Annotated in this window: 18 protein-coding genes; 10 read left to right on the plus strand and 8 right to left on the minus strand. The window is 64.3% G+C overall.

Annotation, left to right across the window (positions count from 1 at the left end; translation table 11 throughout):
- Positions 1–80 precede the first annotated feature (80 nt).
- Genes CENDO_RS10560 through CENDO_RS10570 form a run of 3 tightly spaced genes read left to right on the plus strand, consistent with a single transcriptional unit; the run spans position 81 to position 2,318 of the window.
- The gene (locus tag CENDO_RS10560; RefSeq protein ID WP_136141977.1) at positions 81–833 is read left to right on the plus strand and encodes a GntR family transcriptional regulator; all 753 of its coding nucleotides are present in this window, start codon (positions 81–83) and stop codon (positions 831–833) included.
- Positions 834–874: 41 nt separating this feature from the next.
- Positions 875–1,954 carry a septum formation family protein gene (locus tag CENDO_RS10565; protein ID WP_136141978.1) on the plus strand — a complete coding sequence of 360 codons (1,080 nt, stop codon included), beginning with the start codon at positions 875–877 and terminating at the stop codon, positions 1,952–1,954.
- 16 nt (positions 1,955–1,970) lie between these two features.
- The gene (locus CENDO_RS10570) at positions 1,971–2,318 is read left to right on the plus strand and encodes a metallopeptidase family protein (RefSeq protein ID WP_136141979.1); all 348 of its coding nucleotides are present in this window, start codon (positions 1,971–1,973) and stop codon (positions 2,316–2,318) included.
- A 9-nt stretch (positions 2,319–2,327) separates the two neighbouring features.
- Here the strand turns inward: CENDO_RS10570 and CENDO_RS10575 are convergent, their stop codons facing one another.
- Positions 2,328–2,999 (minus strand): histidine phosphatase family protein, encoded by a 672-nt coding sequence (locus CENDO_RS10575; protein ID WP_136141980.1) that lies wholly within the window; start codon positions 2,997–2,999, stop codon positions 2,328–2,330.
- 11 nt (positions 3,000–3,010) lie between these two features.
- On the minus strand, positions 3,011–3,925 hold the full coding sequence (pheA, locus tag CENDO_RS10580) for a prephenate dehydratase (protein ID WP_136141981.1): 915 nt from the start codon (positions 3,923–3,925) through the stop codon (positions 3,011–3,013).
- Positions 3,926–3,952: 27 nt separating this feature from the next.
- On the opposite strand from pheA, the gene CENDO_RS10585 reads away from it, so the two are divergent.
- From CENDO_RS10585 to CENDO_RS10595, 3 genes are all read left to right on the plus strand, one after another.
- A complete protein-coding gene (locus CENDO_RS10585) occupies positions 3,953–4,690 on the plus strand; it encodes a CPBP family intramembrane glutamic endopeptidase (RefSeq protein ID WP_136141982.1) in 738 nt (245 codons plus the stop codon).
- A 9-nt stretch (positions 4,691–4,699) separates the two neighbouring features.
- Positions 4,700–5,986 carry an LCP family protein gene (locus tag CENDO_RS10590; protein WP_136141983.1) on the plus strand — a complete coding sequence of 429 codons (1,287 nt, stop codon included), beginning with the start codon at positions 4,700–4,702 and terminating at the stop codon, positions 5,984–5,986.
- 168 nt (positions 5,987–6,154) lie between these two features.
- A complete protein-coding gene (locus CENDO_RS10595) occupies positions 6,155–7,210 on the plus strand; it encodes an HNH endonuclease signature motif containing protein (RefSeq protein WP_136141984.1) in 1,056 nt (351 codons plus the stop codon).
- 145 nt (positions 7,211–7,355) lie between these two features.
- On the opposite strand, the gene CENDO_RS10600 is transcribed toward CENDO_RS10595, so the two are convergent.
- Genes CENDO_RS10600 through msrA form a run of 4 tightly spaced genes read right to left on the minus strand, consistent with a single transcriptional unit; the run spans position 7,356 to position 10,660 of the window.
- Positions 7,356–8,276 carry a DUF5926 family protein gene (locus tag CENDO_RS10600; RefSeq protein WP_136141985.1) on the minus strand — a complete coding sequence of 307 codons (921 nt, stop codon included), beginning with the start codon at positions 8,274–8,276 and terminating at the stop codon, positions 7,356–7,358.
- An 18-nt stretch (positions 8,277–8,294) separates the two neighbouring features.
- Complete coding sequence (locus CENDO_RS10605; RefSeq protein WP_136141986.1) at positions 8,295–9,023, minus strand: glycerophosphodiester phosphodiesterase family protein; 729 nt, start codon at positions 9,021–9,023, stop codon at positions 8,295–8,297.
- Positions 9,023–9,970: an L-lactate dehydrogenase gene (locus tag CENDO_RS10610; RefSeq protein WP_136141987.1), complete on the minus strand. Its 948-nt coding sequence runs from the start codon at positions 9,968–9,970 to the stop codon at positions 9,023–9,025. Before CENDO_RS10610 ends, CENDO_RS10605 begins: the two co-directional genes overlap by 1 nt.
- 39 nt (positions 9,971–10,009) lie before the next feature.
- The gene (msrA, locus tag CENDO_RS10615) at positions 10,010–10,660 is read right to left on the minus strand and encodes a peptide-methionine (S)-S-oxide reductase MsrA (RefSeq protein ID WP_136141988.1); all 651 of its coding nucleotides are present in this window, start codon (positions 10,658–10,660) and stop codon (positions 10,010–10,012) included.
- Positions 10,661–10,800: 140 nt separating this feature from the next.
- On the opposite strand from msrA, the gene CENDO_RS10620 reads away from it, so the two are divergent.
- Complete coding sequence (locus CENDO_RS10620) at positions 10,801–11,403, plus strand: superoxide dismutase (protein WP_136141989.1); 603 nt, start codon at positions 10,801–10,803, stop codon at positions 11,401–11,403.
- 76 nt (positions 11,404–11,479) lie between these two features.
- On the opposite strand, the gene CENDO_RS10625 is transcribed toward CENDO_RS10620, so the two are convergent.
- Positions 11,480–12,337 (minus strand): LysR family transcriptional regulator, encoded by an 858-nt coding sequence (locus tag CENDO_RS10625; RefSeq protein ID WP_136141990.1) that lies wholly within the window; start codon positions 12,335–12,337, stop codon positions 11,480–11,482.
- Positions 12,338–12,431: 94 nt separating this feature from the next.
- Between CENDO_RS10625 and CENDO_RS10630 the strand changes: the two genes are divergently transcribed.
- Complete coding sequence (locus CENDO_RS10630) at positions 12,432–13,631, plus strand: MFS transporter (RefSeq protein ID WP_136141991.1); 1,200 nt, start codon at positions 12,432–12,434, stop codon at positions 13,629–13,631.
- On the opposite strand, the gene CENDO_RS10635 is transcribed toward CENDO_RS10630, so the two are convergent.
- Complete coding sequence (locus CENDO_RS10635) at positions 13,603–15,006, minus strand: TM0106 family RecB-like putative nuclease (RefSeq protein WP_136142275.1); 1,404 nt, start codon at positions 15,004–15,006, stop codon at positions 13,603–13,605. The two genes, CENDO_RS10630 and CENDO_RS10635, sit on opposite strands and share 29 nt — an antisense overlap.
- 163 nt (positions 15,007–15,169) lie before the next feature.
- Between CENDO_RS10635 and CENDO_RS10640 the strand changes: the two genes are divergently transcribed.
- Complete coding sequence (locus tag CENDO_RS10640; RefSeq protein WP_136141992.1) at positions 15,170–15,808, plus strand: DUF6474 family protein; 639 nt, start codon at positions 15,170–15,172, stop codon at positions 15,806–15,808.
- 542 nt (positions 15,809–16,350) lie between these two features.
- On the plus strand, positions 16,351–16,668 hold the full coding sequence (locus CENDO_RS10645; RefSeq protein WP_136141993.1) for a histone-like nucleoid-structuring protein Lsr2: 318 nt from the start codon (positions 16,351–16,353) through the stop codon (positions 16,666–16,668).
- The last annotated feature ends 57 nt before the right edge of the window (positions 16,669–16,725 follow it).

Here is a 16,725-nt window from a genome sequence, read left to right on the forward strand (position 1 = left end):
AGATCTTACCCCACGTACCCACCCGCGCGGGCGTGAAGACGCGGTTGATCTGGTCATAACCAGAGACTTAAGATGGTTACATGACCACTAAGCCGTCTTTGCCTGCCCGTGAGATCACTGACGGACCCGTGCCCAAGCACGCTCAGCTGCGGGATATCCTCTCTGAACTGTGCCGGACCACCCTGAAACCTGGCGATCTCCTCCCCGGGGAACGCCTGCTGGAGGAGGCCTATGGGGTCTCCCGCATCACCGTGCGACGCGCCATCGGTGACCTGGTGGCCGCGGGCCGGCTCCGCCGGGTGCGCGGCAAGGGCACATTCGTGGCCCCCAATCCCCTGGTTTCCCGCATGCACCTGGCCAGCTTCTCGGATGAGATGGGGGCCCAGGACGTCAGCGCCTCATCCAAGATCCTGCTCTCCGGCCGCGCCTCGCCGCCCGAGGAGGTCAGTGAGTTCTTTGGCACCGACCCATCCATCACGCATACCCACCTGCGCCGCCTGCGCCTGGGCGACGGCGAGCCGTATTCCATCGATGACGGCTGGTACAACGCCAACTACGTGCCCAACCTCTTAGAAAATGACGTGTACAAATCCGTCTACGCCATCCTGGACGCCGACTTTGAGGTCCCCATCACGGAGGCGGATCAGACCGTCACCGCCATCGCCGCCACCGCCGAGGTAGCCCGCCTGCTCGACGTGGCTGAGGGCACCCCGCTCCTGCACATCATCCGATACTCCCGCAGCAACGATAAACCCGTGGAATGGTGTTCCTCCGTCTACCGCACGGACCGCTACCGCCTGACCACCCGCGTCGGCCGCGCGCTGGACGTCTAAACCTCCCCGTCCCAGCCGGGGCGGGTAAGATAGGCACTCTTATGAGCACAGCTACATCTTGGCGCTCAGGCGCCGCCGTCAACACGATGCTGGTCGCCGCCCTGGCCACCGGCGTCTTCGTTGCAAGCTATGACCTTGCTAGCTCCCCGGATTCCGCCATCTTGGGCGGCACTTCAGCGGCACCCACCACCAACGCCGAAGGTGAAGTGGTTGGGACAAACGCGCCGTTTACCACCGCAGATGTGGGCACCTGCCTAAATTGGGAGGTAGCTGAGGACGGCGCCGTAGCGAATTTCCAGCAGACCCCGTGTGAGCAGGAGCATCGCTTCGAGGTCTCAAAACGTGAGGACCTAGGCATCTACCCCACCAGCGAGTTTGGGCCCGATGCTGACATGCCCGATCTGGCCCGCCAGGCCGAGCTGCGCGAAGAGCTGTGCCATTCGGCCACCATCACCTACCTGGGGGGCAAGTTCGATCCGGCCGGAAAATACGCCATCGCACCAATCCTGCCGCCGGCGTCCGCCTGGGCCAACGGTGACCGCACCTTGCTGTGCGGCCTTCAGACCACCGACGAACAGGGCACCCCGCTGCCCACATCCGGCAAGGTAGTGGACAACGATCAGGCCAATATCGCGCAAGCGGGTGACTGCCGCGCCGTAGGTGAGGATCAGGTGCTGCGCACCGTAGATTGCGCCGAACCCCACCAGCTGGAGACCACGGCGGTGGTCAATCTTGGCGAGCGTTTCCCCGAGGGCTTCCCGGAGATCGGGCAACAGGATGACTTCCTTGCCGATCGCTGCGCCCAGACCGCGGAGGAGTACATGGGCGGCGAGGAAAACCTCTACCAGTCCACGCTGCAGGTCTACTGGGGCACGGTGTTGGAGGATTCCTGGAACGGCGGCACCCGTTCAGTGAATTGCTCTTTGATGCATGCCAACCCAGCCACCAACTCCTTCTCCACGATCGTGGGTTCCGCCACCGATGGGCGCGAGGCGCTCAGCATCAATGGCGCCCCTCCCACCGCCCAGCCGAAGCGCAACCCGCTGCGGTCCGAGGCCGGTCAGCCACCGGCACCCGCCCCAGCCGAGCCAGGTCAGGCCCCGGCCGCGCCGGCGCAGTAAGCAGCGCAGGTAAGCCGTGGTCTCCGTCAGCGAAGAACGTTTCGATGAGATGGTCAACGACGCGCTTGACTGCCTCCCCGATGAATTCGTCGCGCGCATGCGCAACCTCGTGATCATGGTGGAAGATTACAACCCTGAAGACCCGGAAATCCTGGGCCTGTACGAGGGGGTGGCCTTAACGGAACGGACCTTCGATCACACGGGTTTCCTCCCGGACGCCATTTTCATTTACAAGGGCGCCCTCCAGGATTGGTGCCAGACGGAAAGCGAACTAGCCCACCAGGTCAAGGTGACTGTCTTCCACGAGCTCGGCCATTACTTTGGCATCGACGAACACGGCCTCCACGAACTGGGGTGGGGCTAACACCCCGGCCTACAGGTCCAAGTCCGCCCAGCGTTTTAGCTCCCACTCGCCGAACGGCCTGCCGCCCGGCTCGAGCACCGTAAACCGGCAATTGGCCAGGTAGCCGGTGAACGCAAAGTCAGACTCAACATCCGCGGCGTACTTGGTCAGTATGCGGATGGCCGCGCCGTGGGATACCACGATAACGTCCTCATCATCGCCCAGCTCCGCGGCGATTTCCTCGAGCACCGGGCGCCCGCGCTCCACCACGTCCACGTAGCTTTCGCCGCCAGGCATCCTGGCCTGCGCATCACCGGAGAGCCACCCGCGCAACGCCGTGGAGTACTCGCGGTGGGCGTCCTCGGAATTGTGCATTTCAAGCTCGCCCGCGAAGACCTCATGGATCCCGGCCACCACCTCTACCGACACGCTTCGCTCCGGCAGTCGGGCCTCTAACTCCAGCGCCTCCCGCAACAGCATTGCGGTCTGCTGCGCGCGCAGCGCCACGGAGCACGCAATGCCCTTTACACGCCCGGGTTCGCCGCCCCCTGCGCCCGTGACCTCGGCGAGTTCCGCGCCAACCGCGCTGGCCTGCTCGCGCCCGCGCGGGGTTAGTTCCGCGCCAGGCGGACGGGTGTCCATGAAGCGTTCAATGTTGGAAAACGTCTGCCCGTGCCGGACGAGGATGATTCTGCCGCTCATAGTCTCCCAGCCTATTGGCCGGATCGGACCTTCGCTACCCATTCGTCGGCCTGCCGGAGGCGGGACGGCTCATGCGCCGCGGGCTCGGCCTGCCCCTGCGCCGGCCAGGAGCCCACGAACGTGATTTCCTCGCACCGCAGCCACAGCGCGCGCAGCGCCTCGGCCACCTGCGCGTCATCGATGTGCCCGGAAAGGTCAACGTAGAAGCGGTACGTGCCGAACACCTTGCGCGTGGGGCGCGATTCGATGCGGGACATGGACACGCCGCGGTGGGCAAACTCCTGGAGCGCGCCCACCAGGGAGCCCGGCTCGTTCGGCAGCGTGAAGATCACGGAGGTGCAGTCATTTCCCGTGCGGGGCGTGGGCCTGCCGGCGCGGCCCACCAGGACAAAGCGGGTGGTTGCGCCGCGGACGTCGGCCACCTCGCGCGCCACAATATCCAGGCCAAACAACGACGCGGCCCGCTCCGGCGCCGCCGCCACGTCAGCCTCGCCGGCGGCCACCATCTCGGCCGCCGCGGCGTTAGAGGACGCGGGCACGAACTCCAGGTGCGGCGCGTTGTCCGCGAGCCAGCCGCGCACCTGGTTGTACGCCACGGGGTGGGTGGCGATGCGCTTGGCGCCGGCTAGGTCCTCGCCCGGGCGCAGCATGATGGCAAACGCCACCTCAATCGAGGTTTCGCGGTACACCTGCACCGGTTCGCCCTCTATGAACGCGTCGTGGGTGGTGGTCACCGCGCCGTCCACGGAATTCTCGATGGCCACGCAGGCGTACTCCGCGTCCCCGGCGCGCACGGCGGCAAAGGCGGCGGACGGGGAGCTCACGGCCAGCGGCTCAACGGCCGTTAACCCAGCCAAGTCAACGAGTTTGAGCATCGCGGCCTCAGTAAACGTGCCGGAAGGTCCCAGGTATGCAACGGTTGTCATGTGCTCCACCGTACTAGTCTTGGGCCCATGCCTGCCTCACTTTCGCCATCGCGCCTGCGCGCCGAGATTCTCATCGTGCTGGCCATTACCTTTGGCGTCTCCGGCGTCCGCTCGGTTCTCCGCCTCATCAATGCGCTGCTGTCCCCGGTCCCGCTCAACAAGCAGTCCGTGACGCTCAACGCGTCCCAGTCCAATTTTGCCTGGCTCGACGTTGCCCTCCAGCTCTGCTCCGCCGGGGTACTCTTCGCCTACGGCGCGTTGGTGTTGTTCCTGCTGGCGGGCGAGGGGATCCGCCTCCCCCGCTTCCGTGCGTCCGATACCCCCTTCGGCGCCGCTCTCGCCGCCCTCATCGGCCTGCCGGGCCTGGCGCTCTACGTCACCGCGCTGCACATGGGCTGGACCAAAGAGGTTGTTCCCACGTCCTTTGCTAATCCATTCGTCGAGGCCCCGGCGCTACTGCTGTGGTCCGCGGCGAATGCTTTCGGCGAGGAACTCGTCGTGGTCTTTTGGTTGCTCACGCGCCTGCGGCAGCTGCGCTGGTCCGTCCCCGCGGTGATTGCGGGCTCCGCCGTGCTCCGTGGGCTCTATCATTTGTACCAGGGGGTGTCCGCCGGCTTTGGCAACGTGGCCATGGGTGTGATTTTCGCGGGCTTTTACCTGCGCACCGGGCGCGTGTGGCCGCTGGTTATTGCGCATTTCCTAATCGATGCTGTGGCGTTTTTGGGATACGCGGCGATTGGGGACCTTTCATTCCTGGGGTTGTAAGGTATGGGTATGAATTCTGGAGATCGTGGCGATTACGTCCTGCGTGCCGACGGCACCCCGCTTACCGACCGTTACGGCCGTCCCGTGCGTCGCCGCCAGTCTTCAGCCCAGCAGCCGCCGCGCCAGCAGCCGCCGCGCCAGCGTCCCCCTCAGCAGCGCCCGCCGCGCCGCGAGGCTCCCTCGACGCAGCCGCGGTATCAAACGCAACACACGCGCCAGTGGCAGGCTCAGCCGCAGCAGCAGTACCAGCCGCAGCAATACCAGCCGCAGCAGCAGTACCCACCGCAGTACCAGCAGCAGTATCCACCGCAGCCGCAGTACCAGCCCAGCGTACAGGGCCAGACCTACGTCGCCCCTCGGCCGGACGCGCGCAGGTCGAAGCCGCACAGGCGGCGGAAGAAGTCCAATCCGTGGGGATGCATCGGGCTGCTGATTGCCACGGTTGTGGTGCTTAGCTTAGCGTTTGTCCTCTGGACGGACACCCGCCTGGACCGCGTGGAGGCGCTGCCGTCCCAGCAGGTTCCGGACACCGCGGGCACGAACTGGCTGCTGGTCGGCTCCGATTCCCGCCAGGGTTTGGACGCGGAGCAACAAGCCGAGCTGGGCACGGGCGGAGACGTAGGCGTGGGCCGCACGGATACCATCATGTTGCTCCACATCCCGGATTCCGGCAGGGCCAAGTTAGTCTCCTTGCCCCGCGATAGCTACGTCAACGTGCCGGGCTTCGGTGAGGACAAGATCAACTCGGCCTTCTCCTACGGCGGTCCGGCCCTGCTCGCCACCACCGTGGAACAGGCTACCGGCCTGCGCATCGACCACTACGCGGAGATCGGCATGGGGGGCCTTGCCAACGTTGTGGACTCCCTGGGCGGGATCAACATCTGCGTGCAAGAACCAATCAACGATCCGCTGGCCGGCATTAACTTGGCCGCCGGCTGCCAAGATCTGCGCGGGCCGGATGCGCTGGGCTATGTCCGCACGCGCGCCACGGCCATGGGCGATCTTGACCGGGTCGCCCGCCAGCGCGAATTCTTCAGTGCCCTGTTGGAGAAGGTCACCTCGCCAGGCACGTTTATCAATCCGTTCAAGGCCGTGTCCCTGGTTAATAACACCGCCGGTTCGTTCACCGTGAACACTGGCGATCACGTCTGGCATTTGGCTCGCGTGGCGCTCGCTATGCGCAACGGCGTGGAGACGGAAACGGTCCCCGTAGCCGGATTCTCGGATACCGTGGTGGGCAACGTGGTGTTGTGGGATGAGGCCGGCGCGCAGGCACTGTGGGACTCCATGAAGTAAAAGGCCCGCGAGTATAGAAGCAGCGGCCCCGGTTGCGCAATGGTGATGCGCCCGGGGCCGCCATTTTGTGGATAAACCCGCGCCGCCCGGCGCGGCCGCCCTGACCCCTGTGGATAACCGCCGGCAGGGGCTTGCCTTTAGCGAGTGTTGCACCCTAGCGTGAGCGCCATGCATGAGGTGTCTTCTTTTTACGCAGCGAGCGCGGCCGGCGTCGATTTCGTCGCCGCGCACGTTGGCCTGCGTGAAGAAGATTTGCTTGCCTTTGGCGCCACACCCGACCAGGCGGCTGAAGCGTTGAGCCTGTGCGCCACGTACTTTGGGCAGACCCGATTCACCGGAAAGCAGCGCTCCGCGGTGTCCAGCGCGCGCCGTTCCGGCCATGCGCTTCCGGTCCTGGTGGAAATTGAGCGCTGGGCTGCGCGGGCCAAGACCCAGAAGGACGCGTGGGACCTGCGCGTGGAGCTGTGCCGCACCCCGGCCAAGGACGTCAAGCGCGTGGCCAAGGCCCGCCTGCGCAAGCTCAACCCGCCCGCGGAGCCCAAGCCGGGCTTCCGCGTCCTGCGCAGCGCAAAGCGCCTGTGGAGGTTGTGCGTTACCGCGCCCTCTCACCTGGTGGCGGACATCGAATCCGCGGTTCGCGCCCACTCTTCCAAAGACCCCCTCGACGCCTTCCGCGCCCTCTTCTTCGAGGGCGGGGCCGCCGCGACCCAGGTCACCACCAACGTCCTGGTCACCCTCGACCAGCTCGATGAAATCCTGGACGGCGACGGGGAGGAAATCACCCTCCGGCTAACCAATGGCGCCACCATGACCGGCGCGGAGTTCCTGGCCCGCCGGTTTAGCTCCTACGCCTACGCCACGCTATTCCACCCGCTCAAGGGCCCGGTGAATATCTACCGGACGGACCGTTTTGCCTCGGACAAGCAGCGGCTCATGGCCGCCGCGGAATCCCCCGTGTGCATCTGGCCGGGCTGTAATAATCCGGCGGACCGCTCCCAGGTCCACCACATTCAGTCGTGGGAATCCGGGGGCAACACCAACGCCGCGAACCTGACTATGCTGTGCTCTTTCCACAACGGCGTCAATGAGGATTACTATCCCGGCGCGGGCCCGCCCACCAGGTGGGGCCGGATTCGCCGCATCGCGGGAACGCTCCGCTGGCAGCCGCCCGTAACTTCGCGGGCGGGCCCAGGCGCGCCGCCGCCACAACCGCTGCACGTTTAAGCTTCCAGCCGCCCTCCGCCCCGGAGGAGCGGCTAGAGGCCGTGCCCGGGCGCGGGTTTCATCGCGGCGCCAAGCCCCTACAGCAAACCCCAGGCCGCGCGGATCCCCGCAAGGCCTGGGGCCAAAGTCCCGGCTGCGCAAGCGCTTAACGCAGGGTCACCTGGCGGGACTTGATGTTTTCTAGCTGCTTGCGCTCGTCGGCGGTGAGCTGTGCGTCGTTGGACAGCTCCTCCTCGAGCGCCTTGTCCACGCGGGTGAGCTCAGCCTCGTATGAATCGTGCGGCACGGACGGGTCCAGGTCGAAGACCGGGGCGATCAGGCCGTGGGTGCGGAAAACGCCGGCGAACTTGGTGCCCTCGCCGAGATTCAGGTCACCACGGGCGGCCACGCGGGCCAGGGCATTAAGGAACGCGGACTCGTCATCGTTGGGGCGCACCCAGCGAATATGGGCCTTGCCGCCGCCTGCGTTAGCCCAGAATGCCGTGCCGGAGATTTCCTCGCCTACCTGGTGGGACGGGATGACTGAATCGTTAGCCGCCTGCATGGAGTGAGCAACCTGAGGGGTGACCTCGGTTCCCTCCGGAAGCCACCAGCTAAAGTCCTGGTAAACCTCGATATCCAGCACCTGCGCCTCGTCGAGCAGCTCGGTCAGCGCCGGCTGGGAGCCGTCCGCGACGGTGGACTCCAGCGTGGAGCCCGGGGCCGCACCCTTGGCCCAGTTCAGAGCGAACGCAAGGTCGCGGCCCGGGTTGTGGGAGTGGGACTGCACCTGCAGCGCAACGAAGGCGGCGCCGCCGAATTCCTCGTCGCGCACGAGCGCTGCCGAAGCACCCGGCAGGACGGTGGAGACGTAGACGTCCCTGTCGAAGCCCTTCACGTCCAGTTTCGCGATTGCGGAGGGAACGAATTCCTGCAGCGCTACCAGCTGCGATTCGGCGGCTAGGCCACCGTATGGGCGCGGATCCTTTTCCAGCGCGGCGCGCTCCGCGGCGCGGGCGGCGAGCTTTGCTTGGCGGCGGGACATGCCCTCAGGCAGGTTCTCAGTGTTCTTTTTCTTCTTGGCCATGGCCAAAAGGATACCTGGTTACCGTTCCTCGAGCGCGCGCAGGGCTACTTCTGGCTCATCCGTGGCCACGATCTTGACGCCGCGCTCCGCCGCCCATGCGATGTCATCGGCGTCATTGACCGTCCACAGGTACGTGGGCAGGCCCTTCGCGCCGATGTCCCCGGGCCTTAACTTGGCCCGCAGCAGGCTCATGCCGAGCCCCGTGGGCCGTGACAGCAGGAAATCCCTGGGATTTAACCGGCGTTCCCATTCCCGGCGCAGGTAGAAGCGATCAGTTTCGGGGGCCAGGCGGCGGAGCGTGCGCATCGCGGAGTGATTGAAGGAGATGATGTGCATGCGCGGATCCTCATGGAGGCCCGCATACCGCAGGCGCAGTATGACCTGTTCATCAATCTCGCTTCCGCGCAGCGCGGAGTGCTTGGTCTCAATGAAAAGGTGCTTGTCTCTGTGCGCGGGGTCCTGGAAGCGCTCGAGCACCTCGTCCAGCAGCATGGGGTGCTGGCCCGGGAATTCCGGGCCGCCGATCTCGGCGTTTTTGATCTCCGCCCAGTCCATCTTGGACACCGCGCCGCGCATGGTGGACGTGCGGTCCAGGGTTGCATCGTGATGCACCACGGTGTGGCCATCGCGGGTCAGGCGCACGTCTATCTCCACGCCGTGGATGGGCAGTTCCAATGCCTTGTCCACCGCAATGGGTGATAGTTCGGGATACTTACCGGAGTATCCCCGGTGCGCCACAATCTTCACTAGCCGAACACTTCTTCTTTGATTTTCTTCAGCGTCGCGGCCGAAGCCTCGAAACGCTCCTTTTCATGCGCGTTCAATTCTAGTTCAATGGCGCGGGCTATGCCCTGGCGGTTAATCACGGCAGGGGTACCGATATAGAGGTCCTCCACGCCGTATTCGCCGGTCAGGTACGCGGAGACTGGAAGCGCCACGCCCTGGTTTTGGATAATCGCGCGCGTGATTCGGGCAAGCCCCATGCCGATGCCATAAGAGGTTGATCCCTTCGCATCGATGATGTGGTAGGCCGCATCGCGGGTCTGCTCAAAGATCCTCTCGATGCGTTCCTCGTAGCCGGGGTGGTCTTTGGCCAAGTGGGATAGGTGGACGCCGGCAATGTTGGCGGATGAGACCACGGGGAGCTCGGAGTCGCCGTGCTCGCCGATGATGTAGGCGTGAACGGAGGACGGCGCGATTCCCTCCTCCTCGGACAGCATGTAGCGGTAGCGCGCGGAGTCCAGGATGGTCCCGGAGCCAATCACGCGCTGGTGCGGCAGCCCGGAGGCCCTCCACACCGCATACGTCAGGATGTCCACCGGGTTGGAGGCGACAAGGAAGATCCCGTCAAAGCCGGAGGCCATGACGTCCCCCACGATGGAATTCATGATGGCCACGTTTTTGTCCACCAGCTGCAGGCGGGTCTCGCCCGGCTTTTGGGCGGCGCCGGCGCAGATGACCACAATCGCGGCGTCCTCACAGTCCGCGTAGGTGCCCTTGGTCACGCGGGTGCGGGAGGGGGCCCAGACCACGCCGTGGTTGAGGTCCATGACGTTGCCCTGCAGCTTCTTCTCATCGATGTCGATGATGGCCAGGTGGTCCACCGTCCCCTGGTTGACCAGGGCGTAGGCATAGGCGACCCCCACGTCGCCGGCACCGATAAGTACGACTTTGTTTCCCGCGGAATTCCTCATACTCCCTATTGTGCCCTTTTATGCCCGATTGTGCCCGTTTTAGCCGCAGGCCACGCCCGTAGAGTGGTGCGGGCAGTACCCGCCCGGGTTTTTGTGCAGGTACTGCTGGTGTTCTTCTTCGGCGAGGAAGAACTGGGCGGCGTCGGTAGCGGAAAGCAGACGGACCTCCGTCGTGGTCTCCCCGAAACCGTGGGCCTTTAGCTTGTCCGCGTAAGCGTCCACGAGCCCCTGCACCTCCTCGCGCTCCCGCTCCGTGTGGACGTAGAACGCGGAACGGTACTGCGTTCCCACGTCGTTGCCCTGGCGAAAGCCCTGGGTTGGGTCGTGGGCCTCGAGCGCCAGGACCACAAGTTCGCGCAGGGACACCTCGGCCGGGTTGTAGACCACGCGCACCACCTCGGCGTGGTTGGTCAACCCCCGGCAGACCTCGTAATAGGTGGGGTTAGGCGTGGTCCCGCCGGCGTAGCCCACCGCCGTGGCGATAACGCCCGGCTGCTGCCAGTACATCTTTTCCGCGCCCCAGAAACAGCCGATTCCCACGTACAGCTCCGCCTGGCCCTCCTCTAGCCCGGTCAGCGGCGTGCCCAGCACGGCATGGTTGGCGGGCTCTGGGTTGATGGGCTCGGCCCGCCCCTCTAGCGCCTCCGACGCCGCCACAATCTTTGGCTCCGGTTTAAACAGAAACGACATGGTGGTTGCCTCCTTTGACGATTTTCGATATCCGCCACACTACCGTGGCCAGCAAATTTCCACATTTTGGACATAAAAACGTTGCGGAATGTTGATTTGCTCCTATCATGGGTCAGGAAATCAACGAAAGGATTTGAACCATGGCAGTATACGAACTTCCAGAACTTGACTACGCGTACGATGCTCTTGAGCCTCACATTTCCGCGGAGATCATGGAGCTGCACCACTCCAAGCACCACGCCAACTACGTAGCCGGCGCAAACGCCGCGCTTGAGGCTCTCGAGGCTGAGCGCAACGGCGAGGCCAACGCGGACAAGATCCGCGCATACACCAAGAACCTCGCGTTCAACCTGGGTGGCCACACCAACCACACCATCTTCTGGAAGAACCTTTCTCCAAACGGTGGCGGCGAGCCAACCGGCGAGCTGGCTGAGGCCATCAACCGCGACTTTGGTTCCTTCGACAAGTTCAAGGCTCAGTTCAACGCCGTAGCCCTGGGCCTGCAGGGCTCCGGCTGGGCAGTTCTTGGTTATGACCACATCGCGGGCCGCCTCATCATCGAGCAGCTGACCGACCAGCAGGGCAACATCTCCGTAAACTTCACCCCGCTGCTGATGCTCGATATGTGGGAGCACGCTTTCTACCTGCAGTACAAGAACGTTAAGGCTGACTACGTTGAGGCCGTATGGAACGTCTTCAACTGGGATGACGTAGCAGAGCGCTACGCAGCCGCACAGAAGTAATTTCGCTTCTTTTCTTTAAAAGGGGGTCGCGCCGGTGCCGGTGGCGGCCCCTTTTTCGGTGCCCTCTTCATCCGGACTAGCCCGTAACGAAGGCGCGGAACTGATCCACCGGCGGGGCAGGGGCGCCGGGTTTCCAGACCAAACCCAACTCCCTGTAGCGGGGTGGTTCAATGGGGACCAGGTTCTCCGCGCCCAAATAGGGGTCATCGAGCGGCAGCAGCGCGCACCCCAGCCCCGCGGTCACTAGCCCCGCCACGGTGGTTAGCTCCATCGATTCGAAGACGAGGCGCGGGGTAAAGCCCGCCTCGGCGGCAAGCGCGTCAAGGAGCATGCGGGTGCCATAGCCGGGGAGCATGCCAATGAAATCCTCCTCGGCCAGATCGGCCATCGCAACGCAATCGCGTCCGGCGGCCCAATGGCCCTCTGGCACCCTCACGGCCAGACGCTGGAGTTCGAGCTGGTGCCAGCCCAGGTCGGGGGCGTCAGGGCGCGGGCCAACCAGCGCTAAATCAGAGTGCCCGGCGCGGACCCGGTCCACCAGCTCCTGCGCCGCGCCCTGGTGGAGCCGGATATCGACGTGGGGATGGTGCGCCCGGTACCCGCGGAGTAGGTCGGGGACCATCCACGTGCCCAGCGAGTGCATGAAATCCAGGCGCACGGTGCCCCTTTCTGGATCCATCAGGCGGGAGACGCTGTCCGCGCCCGCTCGCCACGAGGCCAGCATGCCGCGCGCGTGCGGCAGGAATGCGTCCCCGCGGGCGTTGAGCGCCAGCTGGCGCCCGGAACGATCGAAAAGATCGGCGCCCAGCGCGGCCTCGAGCCGCTGGATGCGGCGGGTAAGCGCGGATTGGGACAGCCCCAAACGGTCTGCGGCGGCGCCAACGTGGAGGGATTCGGCCACGGCAACGAAACCGCGGACGTCGTCAAATTGCATGGGCCACCCCTCGCCTAAATCATGCATGTTTTGCATCAAACCATGGTGATTTAAACATTTTACACATTGAAGGCGTTGGGGCACCCTAGAAGGCATGAATAACCAGGCCGTATTGAGGAACCCAAACGAGGCGCAGCGTACCAAGCGTGCCATCACCGCGATGCTGTGCGTGGGCCTGGCCATCTTTTCCGGCCTGTATTCCACCCAAGCCATCCTGCCGGAGCTGGTGGGGCAGCTAAACCTCACCTTCACCGAGGCCGCGATGACCGTCTCCGCCGCCACCGGCGCGCTGGCGGTGTGCGTGGTTCCGGCCTCCATACTTTCGGAGCGCTTCGGCCGCGGCAGGCTGCTGCTCTTCTCCGTCTTCGCCGCAATGGCCGTGGGGCTGGCCGTCCCGCTGGCAAGTAACGCCTGGCAGCTCATCGCGCTGCGCGGCCTCCAGGGCGCGCTGCTCGCCGGCGCCCCGGCGACGGCCATGGCCTGGTTGGCGGAGGAGCTCGATGACAGGGTGCTCCCGCGGGCCATGGGCATCTATATCGCCGGTACGTCCATCGGCGGGCTGAGCGGCCGCCTGGTGCCAGCCGCGGTCCTGGAGTTCGCGGGCTGGCGCGCGGCCCTGCTGGGTTCCGCGTTGACCTCGCTGACGTTCGCCATCATCGCGGTCATCCTGCTGCCCCGCCAGCGTAATTTCCACGCCAAGGAGATCTACTTCCGCGCGGAATTCCAGGCCATGGTCCACCACTGGCGCAACCCCCACTTGGCGGGGCTTTTCATCATCGCGTTCTTGGCGATGGGCTCGTTCGTCTCCATCTACAACTTCGTGTCATTCCGTTTCATCGAGGACTTTGGGCTGCCGGCTTCGCTTGTGGGCATGGTATTCCTGATGTACCTGTTCGGCACCTGGTCCTCCGCACGCGCGGGGCGCTTCGTCGCGGAGTACGGCTACGGCCGCACCCTCACCGCCTCCGCCGTCTTATATTTGGCGGGCATCGTCATGATGCTCGGCGGCCTCGCCCTGACCATCGCGGGCCTGCTGCTGTTTACCATTGGCTTTTTCGCCGTCCACTCCACCGCGTCCGGCTGGGTGGGCCACCTCGCCCACGCCGATCGCGCCGAGGCCTCCTCCATGTACGTCTTCTGCTATTACTTTGGTTCATCCGTCCTGGGCACCTTCGCCGGAAGCGCCTTCGCCAATTTCAGCTGGGCCGGCTTCATCGCGCTGTTCGCCGGGCTGCTGACGCTGCTCGTGGTGATCGGCGCCGCGCTCACTCGCCGAGTCGAGGCACCCCAGTAGCCCCGGCGCTCATCCACTCACGGACCGCGAGCGTGGCCTGAACATCGTCCGCGTTGTAGGTCAGGAGGCGTTCCCGGGACTCCATGTCACCGGCCAGCGCTACGCGACGTGCGGCCACGGACTCTTCCCCATCGAAATCATCCACATCCCAGTGGAACCCGGCCACGGGCGCCACCGTCTTCAGGCTCAGGCCAAACGGCCCGGCGAAGGCGCGCTTGACGTAGGTGAAAAGGTCCACCCAATCCTCGGACGCGATAAACGCATTGACCTCCTCTAACGCCGGCGTGCCGAAGCGCTGCGCGGACATGATCATCCAATGATTCTCGCCGTGCGCGGAATAACAATAAGCCTTGAAAGTCTTGCCCTGCGCGTGCGCCTTTTCCCGCAGGCCCATAAGCCAGGTCCAGAATTCCTCAAAATTTGCCGCCTCGGCACGCCCGCCCAGCGGCTCCCACGTAACGAAGGGATAGTACTCACCCTCATACCACGCGCCCCACAGGTACGCGCCCTGGTCGAGGTAGGCCTCCATGTCCACGTCGACTTCCACGTCGGCGCGGGGGACCTCGGGCACAGCGGCGCGCTTGAGCAGCGGGACGCCCGCCCGCCACGCCGCCGCCAACTGGGACGGCTCCCCAAGCCCCGCATCGATGAGGGCCTGGACGGTGTGGATGCCCCGCTCCCGGTACTTCAAGCCGCGCTCTCCCGGCAGGAAGAGGCTCAAGTCATCGGCGGCTACGAGTTCAGGCTCGCACATGTCCCAGAACCTGCAGCTTGCGCACTCCTTTGTGCGGCGGGGCATGTCCGGTACGGGGACCGCCAGCGCGGAGTTTAAGGATTGCTCCAACGTGTCCGTAGCCTGGAAGAAGACCCTGTCGCGATCCTGGCCTACGTATCCGCCCCGGCCCGAGTCAACCCCCAGCTCGCGCAGCGCACGGGCCGCTACGGCAAGGCGCACGCTATCGGTAGCCTTATGCCGGAGCTTGTAGCCCACCTCGAGCGGCTCGGAGAGCCCCAGGCGGTATGTGGGCACCGAATAACAGGTGTGCTTAGGACTCTTACGCTCCACCCGGTGGTTGGAGACATTAATAGGCGTGTAGGCCTCCCCCTCCCGCAGCAGGATATCCACTGGCGCCACGAGATTGCCGGTCTCCAAAACCCCGCCGGTTATGTGGGTATAGCCGGCGGCCATGGCCTCAAGCGTGGACAGGTAGCGGTAGAACAGCTCCTCCTCCGGCACCGGCCCCAGCGGGCCTAAGTCGATGCGGCGGAACCGCTTGGCGCGGGAATCCGGGCGGGATGGCAGCTTGGACAGGACGGCGAGGCGGCCGGCCTCGGCACGGACGGCGCGGGCCTGGGAGAGGTGAGTGTGAGGCATATCCGGGAAGTGCCGCGCCTGCACGCGCCGGTAACGGCAGCCCACAAGATCGGAGGGCTGCAAGACATCCTCGGCCGAATAACTCACCCGCCCGAGCTTAGCGGAGCTAAAAGGGTAATGTTGAATTCAAAAGACTGTCCCCTATATAAGAGGAAAAGCACAAGTGAGCATTCTGAAGAACTTCCGCCGCACCCGCGCCGCCGCAAAAGCTGAGCTTAAGGCGGCCAAGGCCCGCACGAAGTCCCAGGTTAAGGCCGCGAACAAGGCAAACAAACGCCAGCAGAAGCTACTAGCCAAGCAGGAGAAGGCTCTCATTAAGTCCGAGGAAAAGGGCCTGAAGAAGCGGCGCAAGCACGAATACAAGATGGCCAAGAAGGAACTTGAGAAGATCAAGGCCGGCAAATTTAATGCGCAGACCATCTCCCGCTACGCCAGCGCCCTGCGCACCGCCGCCCCTCTCCTGCTGCCTCTGGTCTACCGCGGAATTACCGCGGCACGCGGCCGCGCTGAAGACACCCGCGCCAAGCAGGCCGGCGTGACCCCGTCCCAGCTGGCTTCCTTCTCCGGCCACGGCGCGTCCTTGAAGGCGCGCATTCAGGGAATCCGCAATTCCCTGGAAAATACTGCACTGCCTGCGGGTTTCCAGCGTGACGTTAAGGACCGCCTCGAGGAACTGGACGCGGCTGTTGACAACGCCGAATTCATGACCCCCCAGCAGCGCACCCGCGCGCACAACACCATCAACAATGACATTGACACCGTCACCAATGAGATTCAGCAGCGCCTGGTAAAGGAAGGCTAAACCGCGCATTCCCGCCTTAGGGATTGACGCACGACGAGCTGCACCAGCCCCCGAAACGGGGGCTTTTCCATGCCCAGGCTGGCCCTAAATTCAACGGAAGTATCGCCGCGAGTTTTTGAAATTATGGCCTATATTCTTTTGCGAAGAATCTATTGACCGCACCGCGGCTGTGGCAAGAATACCCCCGCTGTTTTAGCGGGTCTTTTTCACAGAGTGCCGGTTCAGGCCGGTTATGGGCCCGCGGCGCATCGCATGACGTCGAGGCATATTCCGTAATTACTTCGGAAAATCTTGGGGAATTTAGCGCTCCCAGCCCGATTAGTTAGCGCAGTGAAGTAGCTAGAGCATTAAATTAAATGGTGGCTTTACAAAGCGAAAATTCCGCTGTTAGCATGTCAACAACCAGAAATTTTCGCATGTGGACGCGTCTCCGCTTGCGCCTAGAGTCACGGCGAATTACCGCACGGGAATCCGCCGGAATAAAGCACCACACGCCCGCTCGCTAAGCGCCGGTTAAGGAAAGGACAGGAGCCGCTACAGTCATGGCCCGCCGCGAAGTAACCCAGTTCTATGACGATCTTGACCACACGCTTATCGCCGAAGATGAGCTGGAGGTTGTCCGCTTTAGCATCGACGGCAAAAACTATCTGATTGACCTCTCCCGCGAAAACGCCCGCAAGTTCCACGACCTTCTGGAACCTTACGTGCAGGCCGCTCGCCAGGCGCCGGAGAAGGACTACCGGCGCGTCGACCCGGCGGAGATTCGGCAGTGGGCTCGCCTGCAGGGCATCCCCGTTGCCCACCGCGGCAAGATTCCCCACAACATCATCGATGCATACAACGAGGCAAACTCCCGCTAAAAGCCTCCGATGCACCACAGGCCGCGCCGAATCAGCCCGCTTCCTGTCTATTGCTTT

The sequence above is a fragment of the Corynebacterium endometrii genome (assembly GCF_004795735.1).
GTDB classification, from domain to species: Bacteria; Actinomycetota; Actinomycetes; order Mycobacteriales; family Mycobacteriaceae; genus Corynebacterium; species Corynebacterium endometrii.

Excerpts from the sequence above, each read along its gene's own strand:
- CENDO_RS10560 (WP_136141977.1), top strand. The coding sequence starts at position 81 with ATGACCACTAAGCCGTCTTTGCCTGCCCGTGAGATCACTGACGGACCC.
- CENDO_RS10565 (WP_136141978.1), top strand. The coding sequence starts at position 875 with ATGAGCACAGCTACATCTTGGCGCTCAGGCGCCGCCGTCAACACGATG.
- CENDO_RS10575 (WP_136141980.1), bottom strand. The coding sequence starts at position 2,999 with ATGAGCGGCAGAATCATCCTCGTCCGGCACGGGCAGACGTTTTCCAAC.
- pheA (WP_136141981.1), bottom strand. The coding sequence starts at position 3,925 with ATGACAACCGTTGCATACCTGGGACCTTCCGGCACGTTTACTGAGGCC.
- CENDO_RS10585 (WP_136141982.1), top strand. The coding sequence starts at position 3,953 with ATGCCTGCCTCACTTTCGCCATCGCGCCTGCGCGCCGAGATTCTCATC.
- CENDO_RS10590 (WP_136141983.1), top strand. The coding sequence starts at position 4,700 with ATGAATTCTGGAGATCGTGGCGATTACGTCCTGCGTGCCGACGGCACC.
- CENDO_RS10595 (WP_136141984.1), top strand. The coding sequence starts at position 6,155 with ATGCATGAGGTGTCTTCTTTTTACGCAGCGAGCGCGGCCGGCGTCGAT.
- CENDO_RS10600 (WP_136141985.1), bottom strand. The coding sequence starts at position 8,276 with ATGGCCAAGAAGAAAAAGAACACTGAGAACCTGCCTGAGGGCATGTCC.
- CENDO_RS10610 (WP_136141987.1), bottom strand. The coding sequence starts at position 9,970 with ATGAGGAATTCCGCGGGAAACAAAGTCGTACTTATCGGTGCCGGCGAC.
- msrA (WP_136141988.1), bottom strand. The coding sequence starts at position 10,660 with ATGTCGTTTCTGTTTAAACCGGAGCCAAAGATTGTGGCGGCGTCGGAG.
- CENDO_RS10620 (WP_136141989.1), top strand. The coding sequence starts at position 10,801 with ATGGCAGTATACGAACTTCCAGAACTTGACTACGCGTACGATGCTCTT.
- CENDO_RS10625 (WP_136141990.1), bottom strand. The coding sequence starts at position 12,337 with ATGCAATTTGACGACGTCCGCGGTTTCGTTGCCGTGGCCGAATCCCTC.
- CENDO_RS10630 (WP_136141991.1), top strand. The coding sequence starts at position 12,432 with ATGAATAACCAGGCCGTATTGAGGAACCCAAACGAGGCGCAGCGTACC.
- CENDO_RS10635 (WP_136142275.1), bottom strand. The coding sequence starts at position 15,006 with ATGCCTCACACTCACCTCTCCCAGGCCCGCGCCGTCCGTGCCGAGGCC.
- CENDO_RS10645 (WP_136141993.1), top strand. The coding sequence starts at position 16,351 with ATGGCCCGCCGCGAAGTAACCCAGTTCTATGACGATCTTGACCACACG.